The organism is Streptomyces sp. NPDC025651, assembly GCF_055558735.1.
Window position 1 is genome coordinate 312952 of the sequence record NZ_JBVHLZ010000011.1, and the last position, 14008, is coordinate 326959.

The window sequence follows — 14008 nt, forward strand, 5'->3', positions numbered from 1 at the left end:
CAGGAGGACCTGTGGCCATGGACGCACCTGGCTGAGGGGCGGTCGTCGAGCGATGGGCGGCGCGGACGGCCCCCGGCCAGGGGCAGGGTGCTGTCGGCACCGCGCCCGAAACAAGGGGGCTGCCGACACACCGCCCGAAACATGCGTGCCCCCTACCGCGAAGGCCTCACGCCACTTCAGGTGCCTCCTGCCGGACGGGATCCGGGGACTGCGGATCATCCGGAGCGTCGGCCGGGGCGGCGTCACGCAGTGCCGCCTCGACCCGGCGGTTGCTGGTCATGGTCGCCGTGACGGCGGTCATGGTGAGGAGGAGACCGGCGGCGGTGTAGAGCGGGGCGCGGACGTCGAAGGCGGTGGCCAGCCAGCCGCCGAGGAAGGCGCCGAACGGTGCGGCGCACATGGCGAGCATGCGGGAGGTGGAGGTGACCCGGCCGATCAGATGGGCGGGGACGATCGCCTGCCGCAGGGAGGGGGCGAGCACCATGGTGGCGCCCATGCCCGCCCCGCAGGCGGCGAGCGCGAGGCCGGCGACGTACGGGTTCGGGGCGGCGGCAAGCCCCAGGATCGCAAGCCCCTCGACCGTGGCCGTGCAGGTCAGTGCGGCGCCGGTGCCGAGCCGTCGGCCGAGGAAGGAGGCGATGGCCGCACCGAACAGGCCGCCGGTGGCCTCCGCGGTGAGGAGCAGGCCGAAGCCGAAGGTGTCGATGCCGAGACGGTCGTGCGCGAAGAGGGCGAGGACGGTTTCCACGGCGAGGAAGGCGATGTTGCCGACCGCCGGGCGGAGCGCGAGCCCGAGCAGCAACTTGTCCCGGAACACGTACGAGGCGCCGGCCCGCGCCTGGCGCAGCAGCGACTCGCGGGCCTGCGGCAGGGGCCGGGGCGCGGCGGGCAGCGACCGTACGAGCACGGCGGAGAGCGCGAACGACACCGCGTCGGCGAGCAGCGGAACCGCCCGTCCGAGCGCGAGCAGTGCGCTGCCCGCGGGCGGCCCCGCGAAGCCGGACATGGCGGTCTGGGCGCCGCGCAGGCGGGAGTTGGCGCGTTCCAGGAGTGCGGGGTCGCGGCCGAGCAGGTCCGGCAGATAGGCCGTGGCGGCGGTGTCGAAGAAGAGTCCGCCGAGGCCGAGCAGGAAGGCGACGGCCGAGAGCAGAGGGATGCTCAGCACGTCGAGCGCGGCGGCTGCCGCCGGTATCGCGAGCAGCGCCGCACGTCCCGCGTCCGCGACCCACATGGTGCGTCGGCGGTCCCAGCGGTCCACCAGCGCACCGCCGACCACCCCGAAGAGCAGCCACGGCAGCGTCCCGGCGGCCGTGACGACGGCGAGCGCCATCGGATCGCGGGTCAACGTCAGCGCGAGCAGCGGCAGCGCGGCATGCGTCACGCCGTCACCGAGCGAGGACACCGTCTGCGCGGTCCACAGCCGTCCGAAGCCGGTCGGCAACGTCCTTGTCGATGAGGTCACTTGGTGCCCTCCTCTGCCTGACGGCCTGTCGCCGGGTGGAACAGGGCGAAGACGAGCGACGTGTCCGGCAGCGACGGGTCGGACAGCTCCCGGTACTCGTCCGCCAGTGCCTGCAGCCGCGCCCCCAGTTCGGCGAACTGCTCGTCGGTGAGCCGCAGATGCGCCATCCGCACGTGCCGCTCGCCCTCCGCCGGCGCCGCCTCCAGGTCCGCCACCGCATGCCGCATCAGCAGATCCGGCCCGCCCTCGCCCGGATCGGGCAGCTCGATCGACCGGGCGGCCATGGCGTAGTACCGCTCGGTGACCCCTCGCACCTTCCGCGTCCGCACCACCTTCACCAGGCCGGCCCGTTCGAGCAGGCGTACGTGATAGCTGGAGCTCCCCTTCGCGAGGCCCACCCGCTCGGCGATCTGCGTGATCGTCGCCGGTTCGAAGCGGAGCACGGCCATGATCCGGTGGCGGGTGAGGTTGGAGACGGCGCGTAGCTGCTCATCGGTGGTGACGTGGAACGTCTCGGGACGGTCGTCGGTAGGCATGCGAGCAATGGTCAACGATTCTTGACCATTGGGCAAGGGGTTTGGCTCGGACTCTCCGAGTCGGCCGTCCAGCACGTGAGGATTTCGTTGCGGAGCATGACAAGTTGGCGGTTCTGCGCAGCTTCTGACCATGGGGGACAGGGACTTGGCCGCAGAATCCGCAACGTCGCGGGTCTGGGGGCCGAGCCGCCCGCATGCGTCGGGGACCCGGTGTCCGCGGCCCAGAGGGATTCAGGGCCGAGGTGCTGACGTGACGTCGGGCGCGCCTGCCACGACTCGCTGGCGTGCGGCGGAGACCCGTTCGGCGAGGCGGTGCGCACTGTCGGGCAGTTCCTTCTCCGCGCGACGCTGCCCCGTACGGGCGATGTCGGCGAGCTTGCTCTCGTCCTGGCATGCGGCGTCGCTGGTGGCGAGGTCGAGCTCCCTGCGTCCCACGCGGCGCAGGGCCTCGGGGGAGGTGCCTGCCTTGGCCAACTGCTGCTGTATCGCACCGCGTGCATCGTCGAGCGTCGCGTACGGCTCCTTCTTGGACCGCATGCAACGGGCCCAGGCGTGCTGTCCCTTGATGAACGCCTTGGAACTCGTCACCTCATGGAGGAGCTTCGCGTTCACGCCTTCGAGGGCCAGCCGGCTCTTCTCCCAGCCCCGCCCGTACAGTTCGATCTGGCTCTGGTAGACGCAGCCGTCCGTGTTGACCCGTAGCGAGGGCGCGTGGCGGGCCGTGATGGTGCGTTGGTGGCGGGCGGTCCCGATCAAGGCCCGTTCCCAGCCCTTGCGCCGCTCGGGCGACCAGCGCGCGGTGAGGCGAACGTTGGGGTCGGGGCCCGGCGCCGCCAGAGCTGCGCGGGTCATGCCGTAGCCGTCGTCCTGCGCGGCTTCACGCGTGACCAAGCCGTACGGGTTGGCGGCCGGGGCCGGAACAGGCGGCACTCTGCGGTAGTCGTATCCCTTGTCCCGCATGCACGACGCGACGGCGCGCTCCTCCGCCTCGTGAAGTGCTTGTTCCTCGTCGGGGGCGAGCTGGGCCGCGCCCTGCAATGGCACCGGCAAGGGCAGGGACGCCCGATGGCCGGGTGCCTCGGAGCACCCGACCACCGTCAGCAGCGCCACGGCCGCCACTGCTGTTCTGATGCGCATGTGCGTCACGGACACCAGCGGTTGGACGCCACGTTCTTGTAGTACGCCGTTCCGGTCAGGTCACCGATGCCGTAGCCGCGACGGATGTCGACATGACTGCCCGCGTAGCCGGTTCTGCTGTAGATGCGTACGGTGCACTGGGTGCCGCTGTTGGACACGGACAGGGCGTTGTTGAACTTGTTGTACTGCAGCAAGTTGCTGTTGTCGCCCGCCACTTCGCCGGGGTCGCCCACGTAGTTCTTGTTCAGGTAGGCGCAGAGCTTGGTGCTCGGACACGCGGCGGCGCTCGCGGGAGCGGCGACCGCGACGGTGACTCCGCTCGCCGCCATGGTCAGGGCGGCCGCGGATGTCAGCAGCTTCTTGAGCATCGTTCCCCCCTTCTTCACGCACTGTCCCCTGCGGACCGTGCGCCCACAGATTTCACCGGGCTGTGGCTGGACGACAGAGTTCCGCGCGTGACGGCTGAATTTCGCGGTCCTCGCCCTGCGCGGCGAGGGGTGCGCGGCCGGGCAATGCAGACTCCCTGTCCGAGGCGGACGAGGCCGGAGACGTGCGTTGTGGAGGGCGTACGGGCGCCACGTGTCGCCCGAGGCCCTCGTGCTGCCCCAGGTCCTGGCCCTAGGTTTGCCTCATGGGCCATGACCTGACCAAACTTGTCGGAGCGACCGGCGTGATCGGCCTCGGCGCCGCTGCGGCCATGCATGTCGTGTGGATCGTCTCTCCGTGGCCGTTCGCCGACCGTGTCGAGGCCGCTGCCAGAATCGGCGGCCTGTCCGAGGCCGAGGTGCCCAGTGCCGCCGTCGCGGCCGCAGCAACGGCCCCGGTGGCCATGGCGCTTGCGGGAGCCGCCTATCTTGTCGCCGCTGAGTCAGGGCTCGCGCCACGCATGCTGCCCGCCAGGATCGGCCGTCTGGGTACCGGCATCGTTGCGGGCGTGCTGCTGAGTCGCGCCGGGTGGGGCTTCGTCTCCTCGGGCTCGTCCGAAGCCACGTCCTATACGCGGCTCGACCTGGCCCTCTACTCCCCGATCTGTCTGTCCCTTGGCGCCCTGGCCGCCTATGTCACGAAGAATCCGGTGTCCCGGTAACAGGCCGAAGGGCTGAGAACCCATCCCTGCCCAGCAAATGGCGTCCTGCCAGGGACAGTTGGCGAGCGCCCCCGATGCTCGGCTGCCCGAGAGGTCGTGGGCCACGCCTTTCGGGCCCAGCCGGCCCGGCCCGGCACAGGAACCCCCGCCGAGCCGCGCAGCAACTCTCCACACGCAGTCAGAGGTCGAAAGTCGAGCTCAGAGGTCGAGCCGGGACCGGTCGAGTCCCGCGGCGGAGCGTGCGATGAACTCCTTGCGGGGCGCGACGTCGTTGCCCATCAGAAGGTCGAAGACCCGCTCGGCGGCTTCCAGGTCGGTGAGGTTGATGCGGCGCAGCGTTCGGCGGCGCGGGTCCATCGTCGTCTCGGCCAGCTGGTCGGCGTCCATCTCGCCGAGGCCCTTGTAGCGCTGGACGGACTCCTTGTACCGGACGCCCGTGCTCTGGAACTCCCCGAGCGTGTCGCGCAGTTGACGGTCGGAGTAGGTGTAGACGTACCTGTCCTGACCTTTCCTCGGCTGGACGAGCTCGATGCGGTGGAGCGGTGGCACCGCGGTGAAGACCCGGCCGGCCTCGACCACGGGCCGCATGTAACGGTGGAACAGGGTGAGCAGCAGGGTGCGGATGTGGGAGCCGTCCACGTCGGCGTCGGTCATCATGATGATCTTGCCGTAGCGGGCCCGGCCGAGATCGAAGGCAGGGCCGGACCCGGCGCCCATGACCTGGATGATCGCGCCGCACTCGGCGTTCTTCAGCATGTCCGACACGGACGCCTTCTGAACGTTGAGGATCTTGCCGCGGATCGGCAGGAGCGCCTGGAACTCGGAGTTCCGGGCCAGCTTGGCGGTACCGAGCGCGGAGTCTCCCTCGACGATGAACAGCTCGCCGCGCTCCACGTCGTCGCTGCGGCAGTCGGCCAGCTTGGCCGGCAGCGACGAGGACTCCAGAGCTGTCTTGCGGCGCTGGGCGTCCCTGCGCTGACGGGCGGCGACACGCGTACGGGCCGCGGCGACGGCCTTGTTCATGACGGCGCGGGCCTGCTGGGCGGCGTCACGCTTGCCGGAGGTCAAGAACGCCTTGAGCTCCTCGGCCACGACGGTGTGCACGATACGGCGGGCCGCCGAGGTGCCGAGGATCTCCTTGGTCTGGCCCTCGAACTGCGGCTCGGCGAGGCGCACCGTCACGACGGCGGTGAGACCTTCCAGAGCGTCGTCCTTGGAGATGTCGTCCTCGGCGGTACGCAGCAGTTTCTTGGCCCGCAGCACCTCGTTCACCGTCTTGGCCACTGCCTGCTCGAAGCCGGTGACGTGGGTGCCGCCCTTGGGCGTGGCGATGATGTTGACGAACGACGTGACGGTGGTGTCGTAGCCGGTGCCCCAGCGCATCGCGACGTCGACGCCGAGTTCCCGGGTGACCTCGGTGGGCGTCATGCGCCCGTGCTCGTCGAGGACCGGGACGGTTTCCTTGAAGCTGCCCTGCCCGCTGAAGCGCAGGACGTCGCAGATGCCTGTGCCGTCGGCCAGGTACGCGCAGAACTCACTGAGGCCGCCGTCGAAGCGGAAGACCTCTTCGCTCCTGCTGCCGCCTGCGCCGAGACCGTACTCGTCGCGGACGACGATGGTCAGCCCGGGCACCAGGAACGCGGTCTGGCGAGCGCGCTGGTGCAGCGTGTCCAAAGAGAGCCTGGCTTCCTTGAGGAAGATCCGGCGGTCGGCCCAGTAGCGCACGCGCGTGCCGGTACGCGACGTCGGGATCTTCGCGGTGCGGCGCAGGCCCTGAGCGGGCGTGAAGGGGGCGTCGGGTCCGGGGCCGGCGCAGATGCCGGGGACGCCGTGGCGGAAGCTGATGGCGTGGGTGTGTCCGTGGCGGTCGACCTCGATGTCGAGCCGGGCGGAGAGGGCGTTGACCACCGAGGCGCCGACGCCGTGCAGACCGCCGGAGGCGGCGTAGGAGCCGCCGCCGAACTTTCCGCCGGCGTGGAGTTTGGTGTAGGCGATCTCGACGCCGGACAGGCCGGTGCGGGGTTCGGTGTCCACGGGGATGCCCCGGCCGTTGTCGCTCACCTGCACCGATCCGTCCTCGTGGAGGACGACCTCGATGCGGTCGCAGACGCCGGCCAGAGCCTCGTCGACGGCGTTGTCGACGATCTCCCACAGGCAGTGCAGCAGGCCGCGGCTGTCGCTGGAGCCGATGTACATGCCGGGGCGTTTGCGAACGGCCTCAAGTCCTTCGAGGACCATCAGGTGCCGCGCCGTGTAGTCGGAGCCGTCCTGGACGCGGCTGCCGGGGGAGGGGAGGGGGTGCGGGCTCACGCGGTGCTCTCTTCGGCTGCGGACGGGCAGGGGCGGGTCGCCCGGGCCGCGGACGGGCCCGGGCGCAGGGGCGGCCGGACGACGGCGGCTCAGATGTCGAGGAAGCGCACGTCTTTGGCGTTGCGCTGGATGAAGGAGCGGCGCGCCTCGACGTCCTCGCCCATCAGGACGGAGAAGAGGGCGTCGGCGACGGCCGCGTCGTCGAGGGTGACCCGGCCGAGGACACGGTGCTCCTGGTCCATGGTCGTGACGCGCAGTTCCTCGGCGTTCATCTCGCCCAGCCCCTTGAACCGCTGGATGGAGTCGTCCTTGACCCGGCGGCCGTCCTGCCGGCCTCGCTCCAGCAGGACGTCGCGTTCGCGGTCGGAGTAGGCGTACTCCACGTGGTCCCGGCCCCACTTGATCTTGTAGAGCGGCGGACGCGACAGGTAGACGTGTCCGTGCTCGATCAGCGGCCGCATGAAGCGGAACAGGAAGGTCAGCAGCAGGGTGTTGATGTGCTGGCCGTCGACGTCGGCGTCCGCCATCAAGATGATCTTGTGGTAGCGGAGCTTCTCGATGTCGAAGTCCTCGTGCACGCCCGTGCCGAACGCGGAGATCATCGACTGGACCTCCTGGTTGTGCAGGATCTTGTCGATACGGGCCTTCTCGACGTTGAGGATCTTGCCGCGGATGGGCAGGATCGCCTGGTACTGCGGATTGCGGCCGGACTTGGCCGAGCCGCCGGCGGAGTCGCCCTCGACGATGAAGATCTCGCTCTTCTCCGGGTCCTTGGACTGGCAGTCGGACAGCTTGCCCGGCAGGGCCGCTGATTCCAGCAGGCCCTTGCGGCGGGTCAGGTCCCGCGCCTTGCGGGCCGCAAGCCGGGCGGTGGCCGCCTGGGTCGCCTTGCGGACGATGTCCGTCGCCTCGCCGGGATTGCTGTCGAACCAGTCCGTCAGGTGCTCGTGCACGACCTTCTGCACGAACGTCCTGGCCTCGCTGTTGCCCAGCTTGGTCTTGGTCTGGCCCTCGAACTGGGGCTCGCCCAGCTTCACCGAGATGATCGCGGTCAGGCCCTCGCGGATGTCCTCACCCGTGAGGTTGCCGTCCTTCTCGCGCAGCAGCCGCTTCTCGCGCGCGTACCGGTTGACGACCGTGGTCAGCGCCGTGCGGAAGCCCTCCTCGTGCGTGCCGCCCTCATGGGTGTGGATGGTGTTGGCGTACGAGTAGACGCTGTCGGCGAACTGGCTGTTCCACTGCAGCGCGACCTCCACCGACAGCAGGCGCTCGGTGTCCTCGGCGGCGATGGTGACGACGGAGGGGTGGACCGGCTCCCCTTTGCGGGTGTTGAGGTAGCCCACGAAGTCGGTGATGCCGCCGTCGTAGCGGTAGGAGACGGTCTTCGGCGCGTGCTCCCCGGCGGCGCCCGGGCCCGCTTCGTCGGCCGTGGCCGTCGCGCGGGCCGACTCGCGCTCGTCGGTGAGCGTCAGGGTCAGCCCCCGGTTGAGGAAGGCCATCTCCTGAAACCGCCTGGCCAGCGTCTCGAAGGAGTACTCGGTGGTCTCGAAAATGCCGCCGTCCGCCCAGAACGTCAACGACGTGCCCGTCTTCGAGGTGGCCTCGTGGCGGGCCAGCGGCGCGACCGGCGCCCCGTCCTCGTACTCCTGGGTCCACCGGTGGCCGTCGGTCCAGATCTCCGCCGAGAGTCTGGTCGAGAGCGCGTTGACCACCGACAGGCCCACGCCGTGCAGGCCGCCGGAGACGGCGTACCCGCCGCCCCCGAACTTGCCGCCCGCGTGCAGCACCGTCAGCACCACCTCGACGGCCGGCCTCTGCTCCACCGGATGCGTGCCGACCGGGATGCCGCGCCCGTTGTCGATCACCCGCACGCCGCCGTCGGTCAGGATCGTCACATCGATCCGGTCGGCCACCCCGGCGAGCGCCTCGTCGACCGAGTTGTCCACGATCTCCTGCACCAGATGGTGCAGACCCCGCTCACCGGTGGAGCCGATGTACATCCCGGGCCGCTTGCGCACCGCGTCCAGCCCGTCCAGGACGGTGATCGCGGTGGCGTCGTACGCGGCAGACCCGGCATGGCCGTTGCGCGTGTGGCCGTTTTGCACATGGCCGTTCCGCGCGTGGCCGTTCTGCTCGGCGCCGGAACTCTCGGAGGCGGCGTGAGTGCCGGAAGTAGTCACAATGCTCTCTTTTCGGGCACGGCGAACCGCGCTGTCGCGCACCACGGCGCGAGAGCGGTCGGATCGCTGGACGGGAGACGTGTCGCGGGCAGCCCGAAGAAGACCCTCGGGGCCCGCGGGTCGCGACGCCGGGAAGGCGACGTGACGTTCTCGAAGATACCGAAAGTCCCACGCGAACCTAGGGCAAGAAGACCTCTATGTGCCCCTCTCGTCGCCGAACGCCCAGGCGGTCGATCCCCCCTGCTTGGCTTACGGGAAAATCCCGGAGATCCTCATGTGAGGGCTTCCAGGGTGCTTCGGTGCGCTGGGTTACAGGGGCTTTTTCGAGCGTGACGACGGGCGCTGAGCACCCGACGAAGTCGGTGCGGAGAATGTCGGGTGCGCGGGCCTAGCGCCGCCGCACGATGGGGGCATGGATGACACGACCTTGGTATCCCGTTTCCTGCGCGACGGTTTCGTGAAGCTGGAGGGCGCCGTCGCGCCGCGTGTGGCCGCGGACTGCGCGCGGCTGCTGTGGCGAGAGACGGGCTGCGACCCGGATGATCCGGCGACATGGACGCAGCCTGTGCACTGGGTCGCGGGCATGGCGCAGGGGCCGTTCGCCGCCGCACCCAACTCGCCGGCCCTGCATCACGCGTACGACCTGCTCGTCGGGGCGGGACGCTGGGAGCCGCGCTACTCGCTCGGCACGTTCCCGCTGCGCTTCCCGCACGAGGAGGAGCCCGACGACGCGGGCTGGCACATCGAAGGCAGCTATCTGCCGGAGGGCGAGAGCTGGTACTTCACCAATCTGCGCTCCCGGGGCCGGGCGCTGTTGATGCTGTTCCTGTTCAGCGAGGTCGGCGCGGAGGACGCCCCGACCCGGATCCGGGTCGGCTCACACCTCGACGTACCGAAGGTGCTGGAGAAGTACGGGGAGGACGGGGCGAGCGGCCTCGCCCTCGCGCCCGACCTGGTGGCGGCGTCCGACCACCGGCCACTCGCCCTCGCCACCGGGTCTCCGGGCGACGTCTTCCTGTGCCACCCGTTCCTGGTGCACGCGGCGCAGCCACACCATGGGGCGCGCCCGCGCTTCATGGCCCAGCCGCCGCTGATGCCGGCCGTGCCGTACGAACTGGAGCGGGCGGACGGAGCGTACTCACCCGTGGAGATCGCGATCCGCCGGGGCCTGGGACAGGACACCGCGGGCCCGGACGGGGGCGGCCCCGGCCACGGCGCCGGGTAGACGCGAACGGTCGGCGGAATCGTCCTCTTCGCTGACCTTGTAGCCGGGCACGGAGGGCCAGCGGACCGTCAGGACCACGGACTCCTCCTCGGCGAACCAGGAGTGGTCGACGCCTCGGCCCCACACGACGTAGTCCCCCTGCCGTGCCAGAAGGACGCTGCGTCCAGGGAGTTCCACCCGGAAACGCCCTTCGATGAGGACCAGCAGGGCGGTGCGCTCCTCGCCGGTCACCCACTGGGCCCGCTCATCGCCCTGCGGGTGGACGCCCCACTTGATCTCCACGTCCTCGCTGTGCCGAGGATCGGAGGCGTCCTTGAAATGCCCCAGCAGCCACCCGCGGTCCAGCGCCGCGTCCTTGCCCGCATTGCCCACGTACACGCCGTCGTTCATGGCTACGGAAGGTAGCAGCCGACCGCATCGACACTCACAGGAGCCGCCACGGCCACTTTCGTGACAGGTCCCGGGCCCTGTCCGGCAGGTCGGATGCCGCCGGACAGGCCCCGGGCCGAAACGTCGGTGATCAGTCGCACCGACTGCACAGGTATCCGTACCGCGGAGTCGAGTGAGACCGGGTCAGCACCGGTACAGGCGCCGCCCACCGACCGCGGCGCGTGCGGCGCGGCGGCGGACCGTACGGCGACTGCCAGGCGGGCCGATCGGGAACATCCGATCCGCTCAGGCGGTGGCGCCGTACGACCGGAGCCTTGAGCGACACACGGAATGCGCCGTTCGTCGGGAAGTGCCCGGAGGCGCACCCGTGGCAGCGGCGGAGAAGGGTGGACAGAAAGGCGGGAGCAACCACCCGGTTCGTGGACACAGAGTTCGTGGACACAGGGTTGGACACAGAGTTCGTGGACACAGAGATGCACCGGTTCCAGTGAGAAGACCGCAGCGGAAAGGAGCGCGTCGCGGATGCGCGACGCGCGACGGATCAGCGCTCGGGGAGTCTCACTTGGCGTACAACGGCTCGTCCTCGACAGGTGGCAGTGGTCGGGAGCACGGTAGCGGCGCAGGGGAGTGCTGATCCACTGTTTTTCGGCCGACCCTCGAGGAAGCCGTCCCTCTCAGGCGGTGCAGTGCTTCTGTGCGTCCAGGCGCACCTTGCGGCCGGTGAATTCCTCCAGGACGGCGATGTTCTCCGGGGCGTAGTTGGTCGCGGTGATCTTGTCGGCGTCCTTGCTGCCCAGCCTGCCGGTGTAGGGCGCGGACTTCTCCAACCAGTAGGCCGTACGCAGGAACTGGGTCAGCACCAGGTCGCGGAGCTTGGGCTCGGCCTTGATCTTGGCCCAGTAGGCCGGGTGCTTGTCCTTGGCGACGCGCAGGTAGAGCAGCAGGTACCGCAGGTTGGTGGCGGCGATGTCACGGGCGTTACTGGCGCCCACCCCCTTGATGTACTCCTGGAGCACCGTGACCGCCGGCAGCCCGGTCAGCCCGGCGTTCAGCTCCGCCAGGACTCCCTGGAGACGGTACGACCCCTGGGTTCTGTCCCGCAGATAGATGTCGTCCATGGAGGAGCTGAGGTTGTCCTTGATCAGCGGCAGGATCTCCTTGCGGGGGAAGCCGCCGTGCAAGGGGACCTTCAGCGCCTGCTGACCGGCATTGATCCACGACGCCGTGTGGACGTCCCACTCCGTCCGGGACGAGTCGAGGTCCCACATGTGGGTCTCCTCGTGGATCGCCACCATCATCGACTCGGCGAACCCGTCGAAGCTCCGCTTGTCCACGAACTGGTCCCAGTACTTGTCGTTGGCCTGGGCGATCGCCAGCGCCTCCCCGCTGGGCCAGCGCCGCTTGTACATGGCCTGGAGGGTCCGCATCCAGTTCGAGGAGTTGAAGGCGGCCTTGAGGTCGCTCAGATCGGCGTTCGGCCGCGACGGTTCGTCGTAGCAGTAGGGATCGGGGACACGGCTCTGTCCGGTGACCCCGGCGGGGCTGGCCGACGCGGGACCGGCGGCCGCGGTGCCCGAACCCAGGGCCAGGACGAGACATGCGGTCACCAGACGGGAGGAACGTCCACGGTTCACGAGGACCTCTTCTCGAAGCGATCGTGTGGGGCCACGGCGAGCGACGAGCGCTGCACCGCCCGTCGCTCGCCAAGCAACGTATTGCCCCGTACGCCTCACGCCTACCTGTCATGTACCCATAACATTCACGTCGGGTCCAGATGATCAGGACCATCGAACTCCTCATACGGGAGGGGGCAGTCGACGCGGAGCAAAGGACCAGGGCCCGACCTGGCGATACGAGGCCCAGGACCCTCCGCATCACGGCCCGAACCGGTCGGGATCGGCGGCGTGCCAGTCCGCTCGCCACGACGCCGGAGGGTCGTTCAGCAGCTGTCCCTCGCCCAGCCACTCGTACAGATCGGCGTAGGAGCGGATTCCCCCGCTGGGGCTGAGCCGGCGTCGCAGCATCCGGGGGTGCAGTTGGTCAGGGGTGTCGAGGCCCATGGCGGCGATGATGTGCTGGGCGCTGCGGACAGTGGCTGCCTGGTAGCGGCGTACGCGGTCGGCCTTCTCGGCGACGTCCAGTGCTCGGGCGCGGCGTGCGTCCTGTGTGGCGACGCCGACAGGACAGGCGTTGGTGTGGCAGGCCCGGGCCTGTATGCAGCCGAGGGCGAACATCATGGCGCGGGCCGCGTTGGTGAAGTCGGCTCCCTGGGCGAGGCGTTTGACGATGTCTCCGCCGGTGGCGATCTTTCCGCTGGCGCCGATGCGTATCTGATCGCGCAGTCCGGTGCCGACGAGCGCGTTGTGCACCGTCATCAGACCCTCGGTGGCATCCCCATCTCGTCGGCGAACTCCAGTGGCGCGGCTCCTGTGCCGCCCTCGGATCCGTCCACGACGATGAAGTCAGGGCTCACGCCCTCGGCGAGCATGGCCTTGCACAGGGCCAGCACCTGGACACGGTCGCCCACGCACAGCTTGATGCCGATGGGCTTTCCCTCCGCCAGCGCTCTCATGCGGGCGATGAACCGGGTCAGCTCGCGCGGGGTCGAGAAGGTGCGGTGACGGGGCGGGGAAGCGACCGTGCGGCCCGGCTGGACACCGCGGATTCCGGCGATCTCGGCGTCGACTTTGGCCCCCGGCAACAGCCCGCCCAGGCCGGGCTTGGCTCCTTGAGAGAGCTTCAGGAGCACGCACTTGACGTTCCGGTGGCGGGCTTTGACCGCGAAGGCATCGGCGTCGAAGTCCCCGTCCGGTGTGCGGCAGCCGAAGTATCCGGTCCCGATCTGCCAGATCAGGTCGCCTCCGTGGCGCAAGTGGTACTCGGAGATCCCGCCTTCCCCGGTGTCATGGGCAAACGTGCCCTGGGCGCCCTTGTTGAGTGCGAGAACGGCATTGGCCGACAGGGCCCCGAAGCTCATCGCGGAGATGTTCAGCAGCGACATGGCGTACGGCTGTGTGCAGGCCGGCCCGCCGACGAGCACGGTGGGCGGCTCTTCGCGGACCGTGCCGGGAGCCATGGACGGAGCCAGGAACTCGTGCCCTTCGGCGTAGACGTCCCGCTCGGTTCCGAACGCCGTCTTCGCCTCGATCCCCTTGGCGCGCTGGTAGACCACGTCCCGTACGTCGCGGTCGTAGGGACGGCCGTCGAAGTTGCGCTCGACGAAGTACTGCTGGAGCTCCGGTCTGACGCTCTCCAGCATGAAACGGGCGTGCCCGAGCAGCGGGTAGTTGCGCAGGATCGCGTGCCGACGCTGCAGAACGTCACACACTCCGAGCGCGGTGAGCCCGAGCGTCGGCACGGTCGCCAGCCACCACCAGGAGGACTGGACACAAGCCAACGCCGTGACGCATGCGGCACTTGCCGCGCACGCGACGAGCACGGTGTAGCGGGCGAGACCGAGAAGTTTCTCCATGAAGAGGCTTCACATTTCCGTGAGGTCGGGGATGGGGTGGTCGTACGAGAGCAGGGGCGAGCCCGCTGGAGTTCCGCCTGCCGCGAGCAAGCTGACGCCTGTCCTGGGATCTGGGGCGATTTGGTGTGATCTGGGGTGCTCAGCGTGTTGTTTCCGCTTCCACCAGTTGAGTCAACCGCTCGGGGGTCAGCGGGTGTTCTGTGGCGTCG

9 protein-coding genes and 2 pseudogenes are annotated in these 14008 nt (G+C 69.5%); 2 read left to right on the forward strand and 9 right to left on the reverse strand.

Annotated elements, in window-relative coordinates:
- Positions 1 to 166 precede the first annotated feature (166 nt).
- The 4 genes from ACZ4D5_RS33925 to ACZ4D5_RS33940 all read right to left on the reverse strand — a co-directional run bounded on the left by ACZ4D5_RS33925 (position 167) and on the right by ACZ4D5_RS33940 (position 3503).
- Positions 167 to 1441, reverse strand: coding sequence for an MFS transporter (locus ACZ4D5_RS33925; protein WP_467776383.1), 1275 nt, complete (start codon positions 1439 to 1441; stop codon positions 167 to 169).
- Positions 1442 to 1458: 17 nt separating this feature from the next.
- Positions 1459 to 1998: an ArsR/SmtB family transcription factor gene (locus ACZ4D5_RS33930; RefSeq protein ID WP_467776315.1), complete on the reverse strand. Its 540-nt coding sequence runs from the start codon at positions 1996 to 1998 to the stop codon at positions 1459 to 1461.
- Between the two features lie 231 nt (positions 1999 to 2229).
- Complete coding sequence (locus ACZ4D5_RS33935; RefSeq protein ID WP_467776316.1) at positions 2230 to 3144, reverse strand: hypothetical protein; 915 nt, start codon at positions 3142 to 3144, stop codon at positions 2230 to 2232.
- Positions 3141 to 3503, reverse strand: a complete 363-nt coding sequence (locus tag ACZ4D5_RS33940) for a peptidase inhibitor family I36 protein (RefSeq protein WP_467776317.1) — start codon at positions 3501 to 3503, stop codon at positions 3141 to 3143. The genes ACZ4D5_RS33935 and ACZ4D5_RS33940 overlap by 4 nt, the downstream gene beginning before the upstream one ends.
- Before the next feature lie 263 nt (positions 3504 to 3766).
- Between ACZ4D5_RS33940 and ACZ4D5_RS33945 the strand changes: the two genes are divergently transcribed.
- Positions 3767 to 4222 carry a DUF3995 domain-containing protein gene (locus ACZ4D5_RS33945; RefSeq protein WP_467776318.1) on the forward strand — a complete coding sequence of 152 codons (456 nt, stop codon included), beginning with the start codon at positions 3767 to 3769 and terminating at the stop codon, positions 4220 to 4222.
- 198 nt (positions 4223 to 4420) lie between these two features.
- On the opposite strand, the gene ACZ4D5_RS33950 is transcribed toward ACZ4D5_RS33945, so the two are convergent.
- Positions 4421 to 6532, reverse strand: coding sequence for a DNA gyrase/topoisomerase IV subunit B (locus tag ACZ4D5_RS33950; protein ID WP_467776319.1), 2112 nt, complete (start codon positions 6530 to 6532; stop codon positions 4421 to 4423).
- An 89-nt stretch (positions 6533 to 6621) separates the two neighbouring features.
- A complete protein-coding gene (gene gyrB / locus ACZ4D5_RS33955; protein ID WP_467776384.1) occupies positions 6622 to 8637 on the reverse strand; it encodes a DNA topoisomerase (ATP-hydrolyzing) subunit B in 2016 nt (671 codons plus the stop codon).
- 487 nt (positions 8638 to 9124) lie between these two features.
- Between gyrB and ACZ4D5_RS33960 the strand changes: the two genes are divergently transcribed.
- Positions 9125 to 9937, forward strand: a complete 813-nt coding sequence (locus tag ACZ4D5_RS33960; RefSeq protein ID WP_467776320.1) for a phytanoyl-CoA dioxygenase family protein — start codon at positions 9125 to 9127, stop codon at positions 9935 to 9937.
- 9 nt (positions 9938 to 9946) lie between these two features.
- Here the strand turns inward: ACZ4D5_RS33960 and ACZ4D5_RS33965 are convergent.
- From ACZ4D5_RS33965 to ACZ4D5_RS33975, 3 genes and pseudogenes are all read right to left on the reverse strand, one after another.
- Positions 9947 to 10327: pseudogene (locus ACZ4D5_RS33965) on the reverse strand (cupin domain-containing protein); the annotation flags it as partial.
- A 674-nt stretch (positions 10328 to 11001) separates the two neighbouring features.
- Positions 11002 to 11961 carry a hypothetical protein gene (locus ACZ4D5_RS33970; RefSeq protein WP_467776321.1) on the reverse strand — a complete coding sequence of 320 codons (960 nt, stop codon included), beginning with the start codon at positions 11959 to 11961 and terminating at the stop codon, positions 11002 to 11004.
- Between the two features lie 240 nt (positions 11962 to 12201).
- A pseudogene (locus ACZ4D5_RS33975) lies at positions 12202 to 13799 on the reverse strand (FMN-binding glutamate synthase family protein).
- Between the last annotated feature and the right edge of the window lie 209 nt (positions 13800 to 14008).